Source organism: Nocardia sp. NPDC005978, assembly GCF_040614455.1.
Lineage (GTDB): Bacteria > Actinomycetota > Actinomycetes > Mycobacteriales > Mycobacteriaceae > Nocardia.
This window is the reverse complement of sequence record NZ_JBEXUS010000042.1, coordinates 1-20588: the sequence shown is the minus strand read 5'-3', so window position 1 is coordinate 20588 and position 20588 is coordinate 1. Positions and strand designations below refer to the sequence as shown.

Here is a 20588-nt window from a genome sequence, read left to right as displayed (position 1 = left end):
CAACAAGCTAGCCCCAGGGTCATAAGAGGCAGGTTATCGGCGCGCTCGAGATTTCATTCGATGCAAAAAACGCGACCTCCGCGCTACCGGGGAACGGTTTGCTGGTCGGTCCACAACGCGCCCGGCGGACTGTATCGAACGGCGGGCGCCGATTCGTCCGCGAGCGCGGCGATCCGGGTCAGCAAATCCCGCTCGTACTGCTTGGCCTGCCCGTACGTGTAGTGGAACGAGCTGCGCAGCGCCGCCCGCGCCCGGTGCCTGCCGCGGTGGGTCAGCAGCGACTCCAGCGCCGGCTCCGGGCCGAACTCACGCGCGGCCGGCTGGGAGATGGTGGCGCGGAACCACTTCCGTTCCGCGGCCAGCACCCAGCGGTAGGAGAGCAGGAAGATCGCCAGATCGATGACCACCGGCAGCAGCAGCGCCAGCACGCCGGGACCGGCCGCGCGCGGCGCGTCGAAGATCGCGTGCATGGACACCGCCAGCAGATAGAACAGCACGAAGGTCGCGACCCGGTACACCCAGGACCGATCGGTGCGCGTCAGCAGCACCACGATGCCCACGCCCACCAGCGCCGACATCGCCCAGTGCGAGGTGAACGCGGTGACCAGGCGCAGCAGCGCCACGACGAACACGTCCCGCGCCGGATTCTGCGGTGCGGCCACCGCGGTCTGCAGGCTGTACAGCATGTCCTCGGAGATCTGCGCGCCCAGCCCGACCGCGCCGCCGATCAGGAACCCGTGCATCGGGCGGCTCAACCGCGACCGGAACAGCACCGCCACCACCGCGATGCCGATCGCCTTGATGAACTCCTCGTCGATCGGCGCGGCGATCGCGGCCTGCCAGTTCGAGGCGAACTCGTCACCGCCCAGATTCGTGACCACCCGCGTCACCCGGTCGTTGGCCCACAGCGCGGTGCCCGGCCACACCAGAAATCCCCACGCGAAACCCATCACGATCGGCGCGAGCAGCCGGGTGCGCGCCCGGAACATGTCGAGCCAGAACAGGATTCCGCCGAACACCAGGAAGGTCAGCGCGGTGATCGGCAGGGCCGCCAGCGCCGGGCCGCCGCCGTACACCACGAGTCCGAAAGCCTGCGCCAGAAACAGCACCGGCCCGAGCACCAGGGCCGCGCAGTACACCCAGAACAGCGCCGAATCCCGCTGCACCCAGCTCACAGCTCCACCGCCTTCGTGCTCGCGAGCACCATGTCGATCATGGCCCGGCCCGCCTCCCGGGTCGGTCCGGACACGGTGATCGTCACCCCGATGTCGCCGCTGTTGACCACCGCGCACACCGCGCCCGCGGTTCCGGGCAGCACGCAGGTGCGGCCGCGGAAGGACCCGTCCTCTATCCGGCCGCCGTCGAAATCCACCTCTTCACCGGCCGCGCGCAGGGGCAGCAGCATCCGGGGCGCGGCGGTGTCGAAATCGGTGATGCCGTCGACCACCGAGATGGCCAGGCGCTGTTCGCCGATCTCGGACCGGAACACCGCGGTGGAATCGCTGCCGGTGGCGATGCGCGCCATGGCCTCGGGCACCGCGAAGGTGATGGCGTTGGCCGGATCCACGCCGCCGCTGATCGCGCCGACGCCGCCCGCGCCGAGGGTGATGGTGTCGCCTTTCGAGACCGGGGTCTCCCGGGTCGGAACCATGTGGTCGACGATCACCGGAACGATCAGGATGGCCGCGAGCGCGCCCACCGTCGCTATCGCGGGACCTCTCGAATGCCACGAATCCAGAAGGCGCGCCATGGTTTCCAGCCTCTCGGTCCGGGCGGTGCGAGCGCCACGGTCCGTGCCCGTCACCGGGCCGCTCGCCGAAAAGCCGTCCGCCAAAGCTTGCCGAAAGTTAACCACAAAACAGACAAATCACCCGGGATGCACGCCGGTAAGACAGCCGGCAACGAAAGCGGCTCCCGGAGACTGTCTCCGGGAGCCGTTCGTCGACGGCCGCGCGAGCGCGCGCGATTACAGCAGGTTCGCCAGCCCCGCCAGCGGACCGGGCAGCCCGGCCACGTGGTTCTTCAAACCGGTCAGCACCGGGTTGGGGGTCGCCGCGCGCAGCCGGTCCAGCTCGGCCTGCATGACACCGAGGGTCTCGTCGTAGAGGCCGGCCACCAACTCCTTGTCCTCCGGATCACCCGGCTGCGTGGACCACTCCAGGGCCGGCAGGAAGCTGACGTCCACGTGCGAGGGCAGCGGAATCTGGGGCAGTACCGGGGCGACGCCGAAGGGCAGGCCGACGGTGTACGGAAACACCTTGGCGCGCAACATCTTATCGATGCCCAGTGCGCGGGCCGTGCCCTCGCCGCGACTGAGGATGAAGATCGAGTCGTGCCCGCCGTTGGCGACCGCCGGGATCACCGGCACCCCCAGCTTCAGCGCGAGCCGGATGAAACCCTTGCGATTGGCGAAGTCCACCTTGCCGCGCTCGGTCCACGGCCGGCAGGCTTCCCAGTCCCCGCCGGGGTAGACCATGACCGCGCCGCCGTCCTTGAGCCCGGTCGCGGCGGCCTCCTGCGAGGCCGGGATCACACCGAAGCCGCGCAGTCCGTCACCGATTCCCGGTGCGCGCAAAAGGATTTCGTGCGCGACGCCATAGGTGGGCTCGTTCGGGCGGCGATCCAGGGCGGCCATGAAGGTGACCCACACCTCGGGCGCCCAGTAGATCGAGGAATGGTTGCCGATGATCAGCGCGGGACCCGAAGCCGGAAGGTTCTCGATGCCGGTCACCGTGGGCGTGAAATAGCTCGTATACGCCCGCGCGAACGGCAGCAGCGGGTGGTTGGGATCGGGCAGTACGGGTGTCTTGTCCATGAAATTGTCCTGTCGTATTGCGTTGCCGGTGACGGGCTGTACGCGACGACATACGCCGACACTTGATCCAGCTGCGAGCCGAAAAGAATTGCCCCCGGTCACATCCCCATTGATATTCCGACGGCACCGCCCGCGCGGTCCGGTATGGCAGTGCGATTGTCGCTGCGTTGCGACTGGTTGCCCGTCACCGTCCTCCTGCCCCTTCGACGTTACCAACCCAAGCATTTGCTTGTTAGGGAGTGTGCGAAACCCAACAGCGACCGAGATCCTCCCCGTCTCGAATCCGGCTGCGGCTTAGGATGTCCGGCGGCCGCTTCCCCGGTGGTCGGGGCGGTTTTTGCCGGACGCGAGGGAACCGGATCGCGGGGTACGACACCCACGGCTCACATCGCTGGATGCGCATATCCGGGTATGGGAATGTCACGGTGATCCGAAATACTCGGATCACCGTGACGAGGTGGAGCGGGGTGGAATCAGTCCCGGCCGCTGCGGCGGTACAGGGCGCCGGCCGCGAGGTAGCCGATCACCGCGATGGCGGCGCACCAGGCCAGTGCCACTCCCCCGCTGTTCCCGATGGGCGCGTCCATGAGCAGGCCGCGGGTCGTCTCGATGACCGGGGTGACGGGCTGGTGTTCGGCGAATCCGCGCAGCCAGCTCGGCAGCGTCTCGACCGGGACGAACGCGCTGCTGATGTACGGCAGGAACATGAAGATGAAGGTGAAGCCGTTGGCCGCCTCCGGATTCGGGGCCAGCAGGCCCAGGGCCGCGGCCAGCCAGGACAGCGCCAGGATGTAGAAGGCCAGCACGCCCAGCACCGCCAGCCAGCGCAGCGGATCGGCGGTCGGCCGGAAACCCAGTCCCACCGCCACCAGAATGACCAGACCGGTGGTGACGAGATTACGCAGCACGCTCTCGGCCACGTGCCCGGCGAGCAACGACGTTCGGGATACCGCCATCGCGCGGAAGCGATCGACGATGCCGTTGTGCATATCGGTGGCGACGCTGACCGCGGTGGTCGCCGCACCGAAACCCGCGCACAGCAGAATGATTCCGGGGACCACGTAATCGATGTAGTCGCCGCCCACCTGAATGGCGCCGCCGAAGACGTAGACGAACATCAGCAGAATGACGATCGGGATGGCGATCGTCATGAGCATGGTGTCGGGACTGCGCAGGGTGTGGCGGAAACTCCGGCCCGCCATGGTGGCCGAGTCCTGTGCCGCGCGGACGAGAGTGTTCACAGCCGTGCGCCTTTCGCGGTGGCGCCGGTCAGCGCGAGGAAGACATCGTCCAGATCCGGTGTGTGAATGGACAATTGGTCGAGGGTCACGGCGTGGCCGTCGAAATGATCGAGGAGTCCGCGAATGTCGGCGACGCTGCCGTCCGAGGGCACCCGCAGCGCGAATTGCTCGGCGTCGACCTCCGCGCCCGGCACCGCCCGCGCGGCGGCCGCCAGACTCTCCGCGTCGGCGAAACTCAGGCGCAGGTGACCGCCGGGGGCCAGGCGCTTGAGTTCCTCCGCGGTGCCCTCGGCCACGATGCGACCGCCGTCGAGCACGGCGATGCGATCGGCGAGCTGATCGGCTTCCTCCAGGTACTGCGTGGTCAGGAAAATGGTGACGCCCTGCTCGACCAGGCCGCGGATCACCGCCCACAGCTCGCGCCGGCTGCGCGGGTCGAGACCGGTCGAGGGCTCGTCGAGGAAGATGATGCGCGGGTCGCCCATGAGACTCATGGCCAGATCCAGCCTGCGCACCATGCCGCCGGAGTAGGTTCCCGCACGCTTGCCCGCCGCCTCGGTCAGGCTGAACTGCTCGAGCAGACGCGTTGTGCGCCTGTCGGTTTCCGCCGCACCCAGGTGCAGCAGCCGGCCGAGCAAGCGAAGGTTCTCGAGCCCGGTCAGCACCGGGTCCACCGCCGAGAACTGGCCGGTGACGCCGATGATGTCGCGCACCGCGCCGGGCTCGCGCACCGGATCGTGGCCGCCGACCCGGACCTCACCGGCATCGGGCGTGCCGAGCGTGGCCAGGATCCGGACCATGGTCGTCTTGCCCGCGCCGTTCGGGCCGAGCAGCGAAAAGATCGTGCCCTCGGGGACGTTCACGTCGATGCCGCGCAGCACCGGTTTGTCGCCGAAGGATTTGGTGAGCCCGGAGACTTCGATGGCGGGCTGCCGGCTGACTGCTGTCATGGGGTCCTCTGAATCCGATCGCGATGCGAAACTGTGTATGCAATACACTGTGTTTATAGCGTACACAGTTCTTGGCATGGCGCAAGATGGAGGCGCGGCATGTGCACGGCGGATACGAACAGGAGGCCCGGTGGCGCACGAGGAGCAGGTCCTACCCCCGGCGATGAAGCTCATGTGGGACGCGGACGGCGCGGGCACCCGTGGGCCGAAACGCGGTCTCAGCCTGGACCAGATCCTCGACGCCGCCATCGAGATCGCGGACGCCGACGGCTACGCCGGACTCTCCATGGGCAAGCTCGCCAAGAAGCTCGGCTTCACCACCATGTCGCTCTACCGCTACGTGGACAGCAAGGAAACCCTGGTCGAGCTGCTCTCGGACCGGGCAATCGGCGATCCGCCGGTGATCCCGACCGGCGCGGACTGGCGCACCGGGCTCGAAGCCTGGGCCTGGGGTGAATTCCACGCCATTCGCCGGCACGACTGGTGGCTGGACATTCCGCTTACCTCTCCCCCGGTCGGCCCGAACAACATGGGCTGGCTCGAAGCGGGCATGACGGCCCTGTCCGGCATCGCCGCCCCCGAACCGGTTCGCCTGCAACTGGTGGTGAACCTGTCGCTCTACGTCATCGGCCGCACCCGGTTCCTGCGCGACCAGGTCAAGAACGTCGAGAGCGACATCGACTACACCACCGCCCTGAGCCTGGTCCTGGACCCCGCCCGCTTCCCCGCCGTCGCCAGCGCGATAGCCCACCGCGCTTTCGACGACGACGAAATCAACTGGGAGGAGGCAGATTTCACGTTCGCCCTGGATCGCCTGCTGGACGGGTACGCCCAGTACATCGCGACCTTCGAAAACCCGGAGCCCTGACCGCAGGACCCGGACGGCCCGGCCGCCGCCGGCTCACCACCACGCGACCCCACAACGTTCGCACCCGATCGCGAGCGCGCCCCGGAAACCGCGCGACCCTTGCTGTTTCGCGACACGAATGCGGGCGGACGCCGACGGGGAGGCGGCGCCATGGAGATGCGGCGAAGACGCGCGGCCACGGCCTACCGGACCGGGCTCGCCCGGGAACCGCGCGATCCCTTGCTCATTCGCGGCACGATCGCGGGCGGACGCCGCCAGGAGCGCGGTGCGGCGGGGACGCCGCGCCGGCACGCGGCCGCGGCCCAAGTGTCTGTGGGGCGATGTCCGCGGTGGGCGTGGGGCGCGATGTGCGGGTTCACTTCGGGGCGGGAGGCGTCGTGCCGCCGTGGGAGCGGGACACCTCGCGGGGGTCGGTGGCGCGGAACGACTCGAGCAGGGCTCGGGCCTGGGCTTCGGGATCGGCGGGGTCGGCTCGGACGGTGAAGCCGAATTGGCGGGGTTGGGGTTCGGTCGTCGAGAACAGGTAGACGCGGGCGCGGTCCAGATCCTGCACCCAGGCGGAGATCCAGCTGATGGAGCAGTTCCAGCGTTCCAGGATCCCCGGATCGGCGCGGAGGCCGCGCAACAGCAGGCGGCTCAGGGTGCGGGCGGGCCACTCCCAGTCGGTATTCCGCTCGGCGAGATCGAGTTCGCGGTCGTATTCGGATGCGGGAAAACGCATCTCGGGTGGCGAGTCACCCTCACCCGTGTTGTCCCACTCGCACCAGAGGACCTCGTCATCCTCTCGGACGACGGTGACATACAGTGCGCCGCCGGACCCTTCGGTGCTGTACGCGACCGCGAGCCGCACCCTGTGCCGCTCCCCGGTCGCCCGCAGCTGGCCTTCCAGCAGATTCTCCGGCGGCTCGGAGTGTCCGTGGGGGAAGGCGGTGGCGATGACGGGATGGCCATCGACCAGGACTCTGACCTCGGTATTCCCGCAGACGTCCCGGCCGGGTAGCGCCGGGCTGACGATGCGGATCTCGAAGCGGCTCTGCCCTTCTCGAAGGTCCGACAGAACGCGCGGGACGGGCTGCGCTGCGAGCTGATCGCGAATCCAGCGCGCCCGCCAGAGCGTGTGCTCGTGGTTTCGCTCGCGGGCCCACTCGAGAGCTCCCCGCAGACAGGACTCCCACGGCTCCGAACTCAGCCCGGTCCGCATACGCTCGAGCAGCGACTCCCGCTCCCCCCGCTGCCATTCCATGCCCGCCGCCGCGCCGGTGCGCATGTCCTGGATGAGCGCCGCGAAGGCGCCCATACGCGTCAGCGAGGGTTCCATGGCGGGCAGATCGTCCGCCAGCAGCGCGAGCACCCGGCGGGCGTCCGGATAGTTCTCGATCTCGGTGCGGTAGTCCCGATGGGAGATCAACTGCACCATGATGGCCAGCGCCTGATCGCGCAGCCGATCGTCGCGGCCGTCCTCGGCCAGTGCGTCGGACAGCCTGGTCACCCTGGCGATCTCGCGGGCCTGGACGCTGCCGCCGGGCCCCTCGGCGATGAAGGCGTTGCGCAAAAGCCATTGGCGTGCGGCGGGATCCGCCTGCTTCACCAGGGCGTTCATGACCAATATGCGCTCCCGGCGACGGGTGCGCTCGCCCAGCCACACGAGATCGAAGGCCGCGCCGGGCACGGTGCCCAGTATCGATATCGCGCGTTCGGCGCACCACGGCAGCAGGGCCATCGTGCGCAGCAGGGGAATATCGGCGGGGGCGGCACAGGATTCGAGCAGGCGCAGGCCGACCAGGACGGGGCGGGGATCACGGCCGTGGCGCACCAGCCAGGCGCCCACCTCGCGGGCCCGAGCCGGAGCAGGTGCGCCGACGGCGGGCAGGGGAATCAATCGACGGGTGAAACGCAACGCGGAGATCGCGATCTCCGGATCCGCGAGAGCGTCGTGCAGCCGGGGCAGGGATTGGTCCGGCCCGGCGAAGAACGTGGTCAGGATCTCGGACACAGCGGCGCGGCTCTGCGGGCTGGTCCGTGAACCGCGTTCGCGCACTTGATGTTCGAGCGCGTCCATGCGGGGGTCGCCGCTCTTGGGCAGCGGGGAGTCCGGGCTGCGCAGATGCAGGGCGGTGATGTGGTCGAACAGGGAATCCGGGTGCTCGAGCGCACTGCGCTCGTGGGGTGCACTCACCGGGAAAGGGTGGTCTCGATTCTCTCGATCATGCGATCAACCATAGCCGGGCGGGATCGGACCGCCAAGGGAGAATGCGAAAGGCCCTCGGCCGCAAGTGGATTCACTCGCGATCGAGGGCCGGTCGAGGCGCCGCTACTTCTTGCCCCGGTCCCGCTTCTCACGCACGCGCACGTTCACGCGCACGGGCGAGCCGTCGAAGTTGAACTCCTCACGCAGCTTGCGCTCGATGAAGCGGCGGTAGCCCGCCTCGAGGAAGCCGGTGGTGAAGAGCACGAACGTCGGCGGGCGGGTCGACGCCTGGGTGGCGAAGAGCACGCGGGGCAGCCGGCCGCCGCGCATCGGCGGCGGGGTCGCGGCCACGACCTCCTTGAGCCAATTGTTCAGGCGGCCGGTCGAAATGCGCTTGTCCCACGAATCCAGGGCGGTTTCCATCGCGGGAACCAGCTTCTGGACCGCGCGACCGGTGTGCGCGGAGATGTTGACCCGCTGCGCCCAGCGGACCTGCACCATCTCGCGGTCGATCTCCCGCTCGAGCTGCTCGCGCCGGTCCTCGTCGACCAGATCCCACTTGTTGTAGGCGATGACCAGCGCGCGGCCGGTCTCGGCCACCATGGAGATGACGCGCAGATCCTGTTCGGTCACCGGCTGCGAGGCGTCGATCAGCATGACCACGACCTCGGCGGCCTCCATGGCCGACTTGGTGCGCAGCGAGGCGTAGAACTCGGTGCCTGTGGCATTGGACACCTTGCGGCGCAGACCGGCGGTGTCGACGAAATTCCAGGTCTTGCCGCCCAATTGGACCAGCGAGTCGACCGGGTCGACCGTGGTGCCCGCGACATCGTGCACGACCGAACGTTCGGCGCCCGACAGCTTGTTCAGCAGACTGGACTTGCCGACGTTCGGCTTGCCGACCAGCGTCACGCGGCGCGGGCCGCCGACCTGGCCGGTGCCTTCGCGCGGGGTCTCGGGCAGCACGGCCAGAATGTCGTCGAGCAGATCACCGGTGCCGCGGCCGTGCGCGGCGGAGATCATCTTGGGCTCGCCCAGACCCAGCGACCACAGCTCGGCCGCATCGGATTCGATCTTCTGGTTGTCGACCTTGTTGGCCACCAGGATGACCGGGGTCTTGGACCGGCGCAGCACCTTGGCCACCGCTTCGTCGGTGGAGGTGGCGCCGACCGTGGCGTCCACGACGACCAGGATGGCGTCCGCGGTGCTCATGGCGACCTCGGCCTGGCGAGCGACGGACTGCTGCAGACCCTTGGCGTCGGGCTCCCAGCCGCCGGTGTCCTGCACCAGGAATCGCCGTCCGGACCAGTTGGCCTCGTACGAGATGCGGTCGCGGGTGACGCCCGGGACATCCTCGACCACCGCTTCGCGACGGCCAAGAATGCGGTTCACCAGAGTCGATTTGCCGACGTTCGGCCGGCCGACAATGGCCAGGGTGGGCATGGCGAGGAACTCGCCACTCTCCTCGCCTTCGAGTTCGGCGATCTCCCAGTCGGATTCGTCCGACCAGATGCCGTCACCGGCGAAGGTGTCCTGCGTCACTGCGATCCTCCTGCCGAAATCTGCTGCCGCACAACGCGATACAGCTCGTCGATAACCTCGTCCTTGTTCAGCTCGCTGGTGTCGACCAGAATCGCGTCCTCGGCGGGACGCAGCGGGGACACCTTGCGGGTGGAATCGAGGTTGTCGCGGCGCTGCACATCGGCCAGCACCGCCTCGTAATCGTCGCCCCGGCCCTCGGCGACGTTCTGCGCGTTGCGGCGCTGCGCCCGAGCCTGCGCGGACGCGGTCAGATAGATCTTCACGTCGGCGTCGGTGAGCACGACGGTGCCGATGTCGCGGCCCTCCACCACGATCCGGCCCGCGGCCGCGGCGATCTCGCGCTGCATGGCGACCAGCAGGTCGCGCACCTCGGGCACCGCGGATACGGCGGACACGGCCTTGGTCACCGCGTCGCCGCGGATCTCCGAGGACACGTCCTCACCGTCGAGCAGAATGACCTCGCGGCTCGGATCGTTGCCGATGGTCAGCGGCAATTCCTTGACCGCGACCCCGATCGCGGCGGCATCGTCCAGATCCACGCCGCTGCGCAGCACGCGCAGCGTCGCGACCCGGTACATGGCGCCGGTATCGAGATAGCTCGCCTGCAGGCGCGTGGCCAGCAGGCGCGAAACACTGGACTTGCCGGTGCCGGACGGGCCGTCCATGGCAACGACAAGCGAGGAACTACCCGTCACCGCACCGGTCCTGTCGATCAGAGAACCCACACCATTCACAACGACACCGCCTCGTAGAGCTTCCCGATTTCGTCCCGGCCCAGCACCCGCAGCGCACCCGGCCGCTGATCGCCGAGGGCGACGGGGCCGATATGGGTGCGCACCAGCGCGATGACCGGATGATCGACCGCGGCCAGCAGCCGGCGAACGATGTGCTTGCGCCCTTCGTGCAGGACGACCTTGACCAGCGAACGGCCCTGACCGACCTCGAGCACCACGAACCTGTCGACCTTGGCCGGGCCGTCCTCCAGCTCCACGCCCTCGCGCAGCAGCTTGGCGACCTGACGCTCCTTGACCTCGCCGTTGACCGTGGCCAGGTAGGTCTTGGACACCTCGAACGACGGGTGCATCAGGCGGTGCGCCAGATCGCCGTCGTTGGTGAGCAGCAGCAGGCCCTCGGTGTCGGCGTCCAGGCGGCCGACGTGGAACAGGCGCTGACCGGCGGCGACCCGCTCGGCGACGATGTCGCCGACGCACGGGCGGCCCATCTCGTCGCTCATGGTGGACTGCCAGCCCTTGGGCTTGTTCAGCGCCAGGTAGACCTGCTCGGCCCGCACCACGACGCGCACGCCGTCCACGCGCACCACCGCGTTCTGCGGGTCGATGCGCAGGCCCTGCTCGCGCACGATCTTGCCGTCGACCTCGATGCGCCCGGCGTCGATCATCTCCTCGGCGGCGCGGCGCGAGGCCACACCCGCCTTGGCGAGCACCTTCTGCAAACGCTCGCCCTCGCCCCACGGCAGCTTCTTCGGGCCGCCGGCCTCGGGCTGATCGACATGCTGGTGCCGGGCGGGCTTGGCGTTGCTCAGCAGCACCGAGACATCGGGCGAGGGCCGGTGCACCTTCTTGGCCGCGGGCTGCGCGCTGGGCGCGGAGGGGCGGCCGAAACCGCTGCGGCCCTGGGTGCCTCGGGCGTCGCCGCCGCGGGGAGCCGAAGAATTGGTGCGAGCCGACGGGGCCGCGCCACGCGAATTGCCGCGTGCGCCTTCGTAGGAGCCGCCGCGCGCCGAGCTGCCGCCCCGCGAGCCGTCGTAACCACCGCCGCGCGAAGCGTTTCCGTCGCGCGAGCCTTCGTAGCCGCCGCCACGCGAGGAGTTGCCGCCGCGGGCACCCTCGTAACCACCAGCGCGCGAAGCGTTTCCGCCGCGCGAGCCTTCGTAGCCGCCGCGGCCGGAGTTGCCGGAGTTGCCGCCGCCACGCGAACCCTCGTAGCCGCCGCGGCCGGAGTTGCCGCCGAACGACCGCGATTCGCCGTAGCCCGAACCGCCCCGCGCGCCACCGCGCGAGTCGGAACCGCCTCGCGAACCGTAGGAATCAGAGCCGCCGCGCGAACCGCCGTACGACCCCGAGCCGCCGCGCGAGCCCTCGTAGGAGGAACCGGCGCCGCGCGAATTGCCGCGCGAGTTGTCGTAGGAGCCGGCGCCACCGCGCGAACCGCCCCGGGAATCGCCGCGGCCGGAGCCGCCGCCCCAGGACTGCGCGTCGCCACGAGCTCCGCTCCGCGGTGCGGACGCGCCGCGCGAGCCATAAGAATCGCCACTTCGGGCGGACCTGTCGGCCCTGCCTCGGGTCGGCTGGGACCCTCTGGGTTCGTAACCCTTACTGCGTTCCGGTGTGCCATCTCGGCGAGCGGGAGTATTCACGATGTCCTTGTTTCAATCCTCGGCGCCGAGGTCGATGTCCGCCTCGGCTGGTTTTTTCAGCCTGGTGTACCGGGGGTCGGTCTCCAGGCTCTCGTTGATCTCGTCGATCAGGTCGACGCCCGGAAGCAAGGGCGCCAACGGCGGCAACTCCGCCAGGGACGGGAGTCCGATCCGTTCCAGGAACAGTTCGGTGGTGGCGTACCGGGTGCCATTGGTATCCGGGTCCGTACCGCTTTCCGTGATCAGTCCCCGCGCCAGCAGGGTGCGGATCACGCCGTCCACATTCACTCCGCGCACCGCACTCACACGGGCTCGGGTAACCGGTTGACGGTACGCGATGACCGCCAGTGTTTCCAAAGCGGCGCGGGTCAGTTTCGAGCGCGCGCCATCCAACAGCATACGTTCCACGTAGGGCGCGAACTCCGTCCGCGTGTAGTAACGCCAGCCGTCCCCCACGAACCTGAGATCCATGCCACTGCGCCGCACGGTCAGCTCCGCCGACATCTCCCGCAGCAGGGTCTCCACCCGCCGCGCGGTGTCGTTGACCGCCGCCGCCAGCAGTTCGACGGGCGCGGGCGCGTCCACGACCAGCAGCATCGCCTCGAGCGCCGACCGCAGCTCGTCCTCGTCGAGGGCGTCGAACTCCCCCGCCTCCGCCTCGTCCCCGAAGTCCAGCCGCGCCTGCCCGGGCTCGGCGGCAGCCTCGACGCCCGCGCTTCGCTCGGGTTCAACCGGCCCGGCAACGTGTGCGGACTCACCTGTGACGTTCGCGTCAGCGGCCGAATCCGGTGCGGATTCGCTCGACTCCGGCGTCGCGGTGCTCGGCAGCTCCGCAACCTCGGCATCGTCGCTGACACCGGGCACTGACTCGGTCATACGACTTCCTCCAAAGATCTCCGGGTACACGACAAGAGTCGAGTATCGAGAACAGTGACCATGATTCGAACACACGTACTATGATTCGCCTCGTGCCACACGCAGTGGTCAACAGAGCGTTCCGCTATCGCTTCTATCCCACCGACGAGCAAGCCGCACAACTCGCGCGCACATTCGGGTGCGTACGTAAGGTCTACAACCTCGCGCTCGAAGCACGGACCGAGGCTTGGCAACAGCGCGGCGAGCACTCCAACTTCGCCAAAACCTCGCTGCTGCTGACGTCCTGGAAGCACACCGATGAACTCGGATACCTCAACGAGGTGTCCTCGGTCCCGCTGCAGCAGGCACTCCGGCATCTTCAATCCGCGTTCGAAAATTTCTGGACCAAGCGCGCGAGGTATCCGAGATTCAAGTCCGGCAAGAGATCTCGAGCGAGCGCGACGTACACGCGAAGCGCCTTCCGCTACAGCGACGGCCGGCTCACGTTGGCGAAGATGCGAGAACCCCTGAACATCTCCTGGTCGCGACCGTTGCCTCCGGACGTCGAGCCATCGAGCGTGACCGTCACCCGAGACAGCGGCGCACGCTGGTTCGTATCGATGATCTGTGCCGACTCCCGGATACAGCCACTCCCCCGGATCAACACCGCAGTGGGCATCGACGTCGGCGTCCACAACCTCATCACCTTGTCCACCGGGGAGAAGATCGCCAATCCGAAGTACGAACAGCGTGACCGGCTCCGGGTCGCGCGAGCCGGACGTGCGCTGAACCGCAAGACTCCGGGGTCCGAAAACCGCAAAAAAGCCCGAATCAGACTGGCGCGAGCACACGTCCGAATTGCCGACCGGCGGCGCAATCAGCTGCACGAACTGACCACTCGACTCGTCCGTGAGAACCAAACGCTCGTGATCGAGGACCTTCCTGTTCGAAACATGATCAGGAACCGACGACTGGCCCGAGCAATCTCCGACGCCGCATGGGGAATGTTCCGGGACATGCTGACCTACAAGGCTGCTTGGTACGGGCGAGAACTGATTGTTGTCGACCGCTGGTTTCCATCCTCCAAGCTGTGCTCCGCCTGCGGCCGGCGAAACGGAGACCTTGCGCTTCGGATCCGTTTCTGGGTGTGCGCAGACTGCGGCGCAGCACACGATCGGGACGTGAATGCCGCGAAGAACCTCTTGGCCGCCGGGCGGGCGGTGACAGTCTGTGGAGACGATGTAAGGCCTCGACGGCGCAGTCCGGAGCGGCAATCGCCGATGAAGCAGAAAGCGTCGGGCCGCGAGGGCCGAATGCCCCTCCCCACGCAGGAGAGCGGGAAACGTCAACCGTAATCCTCCTCGATCGTCACCGGCTCGGCCGGTTGGTCCGCGAGCTCGCCGATCCAGCTGATCGCCAGCGGGCCCAGGGGGTCGGGCTGGTCGAACTCGATGGTTTTGCCACGGTAGAGCTCGAGCAGGGCCAGGAAGCGGGCGACGATCTGCACCGGCACCTCGCAGTCGGCGCACAGCTCGGTGAAGCTCGTCCAGCCGCCCGCACCACGGCTCTTCAGCATCTCGAGGACCAGGGCCGCCTGTTCGGCGACCGAGACCGAGTGCTGATGAATGTGATCGAGCCCGACGGTGGGCACCGGGCGCGGGGTGAACGCGGTCGCGGCGACCTCCGCGAAGGCCGCGGCATCCACCCCCAGGGTAACGTCCGGCAACAACTCCAGGTAGCGCTCCTCGAGCGAGACCGCGCGCGGATAGCGTTGCAGCGCAGCGGCCTCGAGTTCGCCGAGCAATTCGGCCACCTGTTTGAAGGCGCGGTACTGCAGCAGACGCGCGAAAAGCAGGTCGCGAGCCTCCAGCAATTCCAGATCGTCCTCGTCCGAGACCTCGCCCGAGGGCAGCAGCCGCGCGGCCTTCAGATCGAGCAGGGTCGCGGCCACCACCAGGAACTCGGTGGTCAGGTCCAGGATCTTGTCCGCGCGCAGGCCCTGTTCCCCGGACATGCTCGCGGTCAGCGCCTTGGTGTAGGCGATGAACTCGTCGGTGACCTTGTGCAGCGCCACCTCGGTGACGTCGAGCCTGCGCGAGGCGATGAGTTGCAGCAGCAGGTCGAAAGGGCCCTGGAAATTGGTGAGCCGCAGGTGAAATCCGGTCTTCGCGCCGGAATCGGCCTCGCCTTCGGCGGTGGGCACGCCGGTTTCTCCGTCCGCGGTATCGGCAGCGGACGGCGCAGCCGCATCGCTCAACGGCCCGACCGGTGAATGACTTCCCGCGCCATCGCCCGATACGCTTCCGCGCCACCGGATTTCGGCGCCCAGGTGGTGATCGGCTCACCCGCGACGCTGGCGTCGGGGAAGCGCACGGTGCGCGAGATCACGGTGTCGTAGACCAGGTCACCGAACACCTCGACCACGCGCGTCATGACCTGGCGCGAATGCAGCAGACGGGCATCGAACATGGTGACAACGATGCCGTACAGGATGAGGGACGGATTCAACCGGTCCCGCACCTTCTCCACGGTGTCGTTGAGCAGCGCCAGCCCGCGTAGCGAGAAGTACTCGCATTCCATGGGAATGATCACACCGTCCGCGCAGGCGAGCGCGTTCACGGTGAGCAGACCCAGCGAGGGCTGGCAGTCGATGAGGATGTAGTCGTACCGACTGCGCAGCGGCGCCAGTGCGCGGCCCAAGGTGTGCTCGCGACCGACCTCGTTGACGAGCTGGATCTCCGCCGCCGACAGATCGATGTTGGACGGCAGCAGATCCATGCCGTCCACCTTGGTGTTCATCCGCACCTGGTCCACGCTGATCTTGCCCGGCCCGACCAGCAGGTTGTGCACGGTCAGATCGAGATCGTGATGCGCGACCCCGAGCCCGGCCGAGAGCGCGCCCTGCGGATCCAGATCCACCAGCAGCACCCGGCGCCCGTATTCGGCCAGTGCCGCACCGAGATTGATGGTCGAGGTGGTCTTGCCCACCCCGCCCTTCTGGTTGCACATCGCCACGACCAGCGCGTCCCCCGTGTGGTCGGCCTCCGGCGGGTCCGGGATGTCGCGCAGCGGGCGCCCGGTCGGACCGAGCTCCGGGCTGCTGGCCACATCTGCGGCTTCCCACAGGGTTTGCGCGGCGGTCTCGATCCGCTGGCCCGCACCACCGGCTTTCGTCACGTCCGCTACTCCTTCGACGTACCTGCCCTTGCCCGCCCGACCGAAAGTGCCGGTGGGGACGCGCCCGACCGCGTGTGCGGCCGGGTCACCAATAGACGCTACCGTCTGTCAGCGTAAGACCCACGTTCGGACACGCACCCTAAAGCTGCACTTCAGCCCCGCTAGCGGGCACGTGGATGGGCGGTTGCCCACACCTCGTGGAGCGTGCCGACAGTCACCAGAGTGTAGATCTGCGTTGTGGTTACGGAGGCATGACCGAGTAACTCCTGCACCACGCGTACATCCGCGCCACCGTCCAGCAGATGCGTGGCGAACGAATGCCGCAGCGTGTGCGGGGAGACGCCGGCGGCGATTCCGGCGCGTTCGGCCGCGGAATGCAGTACCTGCCAAGCGGTTTGGCGAGTGAGCCGGCCGCCGCGGTGATTGAGGAAGAGCGCCGGGGTGGCTCGGCCGCGACTCGACAGCTCGGGCCGGCCGCGCACCAGGTAGGCGTCCACCGCGGCCAGCGCGGGCCGCCCGATCGGCACCATGCGTTGCTTACCGCCCTTGCCGCGCAGCACGACAGCGCGCTCGGCGGCGTCGATGTCGTCCACGTCCAAGGCGGTGATCTCGGAGATGCGCGCACCGGTGGAGTAGAGCAATTCCAGCAGCGCGCGGTCTCGCAATCCGCGCGGCGCGTCGGGGCCCTCCGCGCCGGCGGCGTCCAGCAAACGTGAGATCTGGTCGTACGGCAGCGCTTTGGGCAGGCGGCGGGCGGGAGTCGGCGGCTTGACCGGATGCGCCACATCGGCCTCGGTGACGCCCTCGGCGACCGAGAAACGATGCAGGCCGCGGACCGCGACCAGGGCGCGCGCGGCCGAACTGGCCGCCAGCGCGGCATGATCCGCGTCACCCGCGCGCAGCCACACCACGAAATCGGATATATCGGACTCGCGAACGTCGGTGAGATCCGCCACCGCACGGTCGGTCAGAAAATCCAGATATCGGCCCAGATCGCGCCGATACGCGCTGAGCGTGTTGCGCGCCATACCGCGCTCGACCGTCAAATGGTCCAGGTAGGCGTCGATTCGGCGGCTCAGCACGCTGCCATGATGGCACCGGCCACCGACAACGGACGGCACCTCGACCGGCCCGCGCGTCTCCCGGCGGAACGCGATCGACTCGAAATGCCCTGACCAGCACCGCAGCTCGGCGGGCGGTGCCGCAATCCCGCTATTTTTCAGCGGCTTTGCGGTCCAGGAACTTCGTGGGCAGGCCGGGCCAGGGTGCGTCGGCGGGGCGGGGCTCGAGGCCGGCGGCCCGGGCGGCCAGCAACGCGGTGACACCCGCGACCGCGGTGGCATTGGTGATCTCACCCGCGAGGGCCCGGCGCGCGGCCTCGGCCACCGGTACCCGCAGCACCTGCAGGTCGGCTTCCTCGTGCTCGGGTTCGGGCTGTTCGGTCTCGTACAGGCCCGAGGCCAGGTAGATCCGCAGCGCCTCGTCGGTGAAGCCGGGCGAGAGCTCGATGTCGACCAGCACGGACCAGTCGCGCGCGGCCAGCCCGGTCTCCTCGGCCAGTTCGCGCTTGGCCGCGTGCAGCGGATCCTCCCCCGGCTCGTCCAGGAGCCCCGCGGGCAGCTCGAGCAGCCGGCGGCCGACCGGGTGGCGGTACTGGTTGATCAGCACCAGGTTGTCGTCCTCGTCGACCGCCGCCACCGCCACCGCGGCGTGATGCTCGATCACCTCGCGCTCGGCGACCCGCCCGCCGGGCATGACCACCTGATCCAGTCGCAGCGCCAGAATCGCGCCCGTGTACACGGTGCGGCTCGAGGCGATGTCGAAGTCGTGCGTGCCGGGCGCGGATTCAGCCATGAGCCAACTGTATCCGCCCCCTCCGGGCGCACTCCGCGGCCCGGGGAGGACCGCCGCGACCCGCGCCCCGTGCGAACGCGACCGGCCTCGCCGCGCAACACGACCAACTGTTCGGCCACGCCCGCCGTCCCGGTCGACGACCCGGCCGCGAGCGTCGGGGCGAACGCGAACCGGCCCGGTCCCGAACCCCCGAGGGACGTTCGAGACCGGGCCGGTGTGGCAGCGGCGGCGGTGCGCCGGTGACCGTCAGCTCTTGACTTTGTCGCCCTTGGCGGCCTTGGCCGACGAGGCCTTGCCCGTCGCGGGCTCCGCCGCCGGAGCGGGCTCGGGAGCCAGCTCGACCGGAAGCTGTTCGGCCGCCTTGTACTTCAGCGCGGCCGAGATCAGCGCCGCGAACAGCGGGTGCGGACGGGTCGGGCGGGACTTGAGCTCCGGATGCGCCTGGGTGGCGACGAAGAACGGATGCCGGTCCTGCGGCAGCTCCACGAACTCGACCAGGTGGCCGTCCGGGGAGGTGCCGCTGAAACGCAGGCCGCTCTTGGCGATCTTGTCCCGGTAGGTGTTGTTGACCTCGAAGCGATGGCGGTGCCGCTCGGACACCTCCGTGCTGCCGTAGGCCTGCGCCACCACCGAATCCTGCTCCAGCACCGCCGGATACGCGCCCAGGCGCATGGTGCCGCCCAGGTCGGCCTCACCGGCCACGGCCTGTTCCTGATCGGCCATGGTGGAGATGACCGGGTACTTGACGTCCGGCTCGAACTCGGTCGAGTTGGCGTCGTCCAGGCCCACCGAACGCGCGGATTCGATCACCATGCACTGCAGGCCCAGACACAGGCCTAGGGTGGGAATGCCGCGGGTGCGGGTGAACTTGATCGCCCCGACTTTGCCCTCGATGCCGCGAATGCCGAAGCCGCCCGGAATGAGCACGGCGTCGACGTCGGCCAGGTGCGTACGCGCGCCGGCCTCGGTCTCGCACTCGTCGGACTGCACCCAGCGGATGTTCACCTTGGCGTGCGAGGCGAACCCGCCGGCGCGCAGCGCCTCGGTGACCGAGAGGTAGGCGTCGGGCAGATCGACGTACTTGCCGACCAGCGCGACGGTGACGTGCTCGCGCGGGTTGTGCACCCGATCGAGCAGATCGCCCCACACGGTCCAGTCCACATCGCGGAACGGCAGGCCCAGGCGGCGCACCACGTACGCGTCCAGGCCCTCGCGGTGCAGCACCTTGGGGATGTCGTAGATCGACGGCGCGTCCGGGGTCGAGATGCAGGCATCCACGTCCACGTCGCACATGAGCGCGATCTTGTTCTTGAGCGGTTCCGGCACATCGCGGTCGCAGCGCAGGATCAGAGCATCGGGCTGGATGCCGATATTGCGCAGCGCCGCCACCGAATGCTGGGTCGGCTTGGTCTTGAGCTCACCGGAGGGACCCAGGTAGGGCACGAGCGTGACGTGCAGGAAGAAGCAGTTGTCCCGGCCGACCTCGTGGCGGATCTGACGCGCCGCCTCGAGGAACGGCTGCGATTCGATATCGCCGACGGTGCCGCCGATTTCGGTGATGACCACATCGGGGATCTGGCCGTGCAGGTCCGGCTCCGCCATGGCGGTGATCCGTGCCTTGATGGCGTCGGTGATGTGCGGGATGACCTGCACGGTGTCGCCGAGGTACTCGCCCCGGCGCTCCTTGGCGATCACGGTCGAATAGATCTGACCGGTGGTGACATTCGCGATCCCGGAGAGATCGCGATCGAGGAAGCGTTCGTAGTGACCCACGTCGAGGTCCGTTTCCGCGCCGTCCTCGGTCACGAAAACCTCTCCGTGCTGGAAAGGATTCATCGTGCCTGGATCGACGTTGAGGTACGGATCCAACTTCTGCATCGTCACGCGCAAACCGCGAGACGTGAGCAGCTGACCGAGGCTGGAGGCGGTCAGACCCTTACCGAGTGAAGAGGCAACGCCACCGCTGACGAAGATGTGTTTCGTGGCCGCGCGCGCCGGAATCCGTGATTGACCCACGGGACTTCACGGTAACACGAACCCCGGATGCCGATCGAATGCCACGCGCGGGACATCCGCTCGATTCCGGCCCGGCGGCCGCCGTTAACGCGAATATTGCCCGTCGGCGGCCGGATCCGGTCAGTGCGGCATCGCCACGACTGTGAGCGAGGTCGCGGTGGCCCCGGTGCCGTATCGCCCGGTGCCGCCGTTCAGCTGTTCGGTGAGCCCGAGCACGGTGGTGATGCGGCCGATCTGATGGTCAACATTGTCCACGGTCGTGATCGTTGCCAGCGGGGCCTCCGAACGCGCCACGGCGATCGCGCCGGGCCCCTCGGCCGCGCCGTAGCGACCCGCCAGCACCACTCCGGCCGAATGTGCGCGCAGGCCGGCGGCGAAGCGCGCCAGGATGGTTCCGCGATTGCTCTCCGGCGCGCGGGCGCCGTCGCCGGCCACCACGACCGACAGTTGCGCGGGACCCTGCACATCGGAGGTGAGGAAGCCGCCGCCGCGCAAGGTCTCGAGGGCGAGACCGCGTTCGGGGTCGGTGCCGCGCGGCTGCCCGGTCGCCGGATCGGTGAGCAGCACCTGGCCCAGCAGATCACCGGCCAGGCTGCCCTGGTCCGGGGCGTCGATGCGCAGTTGCCCGCGGGGTGATCGTCGCGGTGCCGGGTCGCCGACTGATCTGTCGTGGCGTTGGGTGATCGGCATGCGGCAGTGATCAGC

17 protein-coding genes and 1 pseudogene are annotated in these 20588 nt (G+C 68.6%); 2 read left to right on the top strand and 16 right to left on the bottom strand.

What is annotated here, in order from left to right:
* Positions 1 to 83: 83 nt before the first annotated feature.
* The 5 genes from ABZ319_RS20320 to ABZ319_RS20300 all read right to left on the bottom strand — a co-directional run bounded on the left by ABZ319_RS20320 (position 84) and on the right by ABZ319_RS20300 (position 5006).
* Complete coding sequence (locus ABZ319_RS20320; protein ID WP_354987991.1) at positions 84 to 1175, bottom strand: PrsW family intramembrane metalloprotease; 1092 nt, start codon at positions 1173 to 1175, stop codon at positions 84 to 86.
* A complete protein-coding gene (locus ABZ319_RS20315; protein WP_354987990.1) occupies positions 1172 to 1750 on the bottom strand; it encodes a hypothetical protein in 579 nt (192 codons plus the stop codon). The genes ABZ319_RS20320 and ABZ319_RS20315 overlap by 4 nt, the downstream gene beginning before the upstream one ends.
* Positions 1751 to 1966: 216 nt before the next feature.
* Entirely contained in the window at positions 1967 to 2815 is an 849-nt protein-coding gene (locus ABZ319_RS20310; RefSeq protein ID WP_354987989.1) for a lysophospholipid acyltransferase family protein, read from the bottom strand.
* A gap of 473 nt (positions 2816 to 3288) precedes the next feature.
* A complete protein-coding gene (locus ABZ319_RS20305; protein ID WP_354988035.1) occupies positions 3289 to 4017 on the bottom strand; it encodes an ABC transporter permease in 729 nt (242 codons plus the stop codon).
* Between the two features lie 35 nt (positions 4018 to 4052).
* Positions 4053 to 5006: an ATP-binding cassette domain-containing protein gene (locus ABZ319_RS20300; protein ID WP_354987988.1), complete on the bottom strand. Its 954-nt coding sequence runs from the start codon at positions 5004 to 5006 to the stop codon at positions 4053 to 4055.
* 130 nt (positions 5007 to 5136) lie between these two features.
* Here ABZ319_RS20300 and ABZ319_RS20295 point away from each other — a divergent pair, with 130 nt between their 5' ends.
* Entirely contained in the window at positions 5137 to 5874 is a 738-nt protein-coding gene (locus ABZ319_RS20295; RefSeq protein WP_354987987.1) for a TetR/AcrR family transcriptional regulator, read from the top strand.
* Positions 5875 to 6229: 355 nt separating this feature from the next.
* Here the strand turns inward: ABZ319_RS20295 and ABZ319_RS20290 are convergent, their stop codons facing one another.
* The 5 genes and pseudogenes from ABZ319_RS20290 to scpB all read right to left on the bottom strand — a co-directional run bounded on the left by ABZ319_RS20290 (position 6230) and on the right by scpB (position 12656).
* On the bottom strand, positions 6230 to 8050 hold the full coding sequence (locus ABZ319_RS20290; protein ID WP_354987986.1) for a hypothetical protein: 1821 nt from the start codon (positions 8048 to 8050) through the stop codon (positions 6230 to 6232).
* A 135-nt stretch (positions 8051 to 8185) separates the two neighbouring features.
* Positions 8186 to 9604 carry a ribosome biogenesis GTPase Der gene (gene der, locus ABZ319_RS20285; RefSeq protein WP_354987985.1) on the bottom strand — a complete coding sequence of 473 codons (1419 nt, stop codon included), beginning with the start codon at positions 9602 to 9604 and terminating at the stop codon, positions 8186 to 8188.
* Positions 9601 to 10269, bottom strand: coding sequence for a (d)CMP kinase (gene cmk / locus ABZ319_RS20280; protein WP_354988034.1), 669 nt, complete (start codon positions 10267 to 10269; stop codon positions 9601 to 9603). The genes der and cmk overlap by 4 nt, the downstream gene beginning before the upstream one ends.
* Positions 10270 to 10334: 65 nt before the next feature.
* A pseudogene (locus tag ABZ319_RS20275) lies at positions 10335 to 11147 on the bottom strand (pseudouridine synthase); the annotation flags it as partial.
* An 846-nt stretch (positions 11148 to 11993) separates the two neighbouring features.
* Entirely contained in the window at positions 11994 to 12656 is a 663-nt protein-coding gene (gene scpB, locus ABZ319_RS20270) for an SMC-Scp complex subunit ScpB (RefSeq protein ID WP_354988033.1), read from the bottom strand.
* 293 nt (positions 12657 to 12949) lie between these two features.
* Here scpB and ABZ319_RS20265 point away from each other — a divergent pair, with 293 nt between their 5' ends.
* A complete protein-coding gene (locus ABZ319_RS20265; protein WP_354987984.1) occupies positions 12950 to 14191 on the top strand; it encodes a transposase in 1242 nt (413 codons plus the stop codon).
* Here ABZ319_RS20265 and ABZ319_RS20260 read toward each other — a convergent pair.
* The 6 genes from ABZ319_RS20260 to ABZ319_RS20235 form a co-directional block, all read right to left on the bottom strand.
* Positions 14182 to 15039 carry a segregation/condensation protein A gene (locus ABZ319_RS20260; protein ID WP_354987983.1) on the bottom strand — a complete coding sequence of 286 codons (858 nt, stop codon included), beginning with the start codon at positions 15037 to 15039 and terminating at the stop codon, positions 14182 to 14184. The two genes, ABZ319_RS20265 and ABZ319_RS20260, sit on opposite strands and share 10 nt — an antisense overlap.
* A gap of 50 nt (positions 15040 to 15089) precedes the next feature.
* On the bottom strand, positions 15090 to 15983 hold the full coding sequence (locus ABZ319_RS20255) for a ParA family protein (RefSeq protein ID WP_354988032.1): 894 nt from the start codon (positions 15981 to 15983) through the stop codon (positions 15090 to 15092).
* Between the two features lie 191 nt (positions 15984 to 16174).
* Positions 16175 to 17095, bottom strand: coding sequence for a site-specific tyrosine recombinase XerD (gene xerD / locus ABZ319_RS20250; RefSeq protein WP_354987982.1), 921 nt, complete (start codon positions 17093 to 17095; stop codon positions 16175 to 16177).
* A gap of 130 nt (positions 17096 to 17225) precedes the next feature.
* Positions 17226 to 17867 (bottom strand): NUDIX hydrolase, encoded by a 642-nt coding sequence (locus tag ABZ319_RS20245; protein WP_354987981.1) that lies wholly within the window; start codon positions 17865 to 17867, stop codon positions 17226 to 17228.
* Between the two features lie 246 nt (positions 17868 to 18113).
* Positions 18114 to 19883: a CTP synthase gene (locus ABZ319_RS20240; protein ID WP_354987980.1), complete on the bottom strand. Its 1770-nt coding sequence runs from the start codon at positions 19881 to 19883 to the stop codon at positions 18114 to 18116.
* Between the two features lie 120 nt (positions 19884 to 20003).
* Positions 20004 to 20588: copper transporter (locus ABZ319_RS20235; protein ID WP_354987979.1), on the bottom strand; the 585-nt coding region annotated here is incomplete at its 5' end.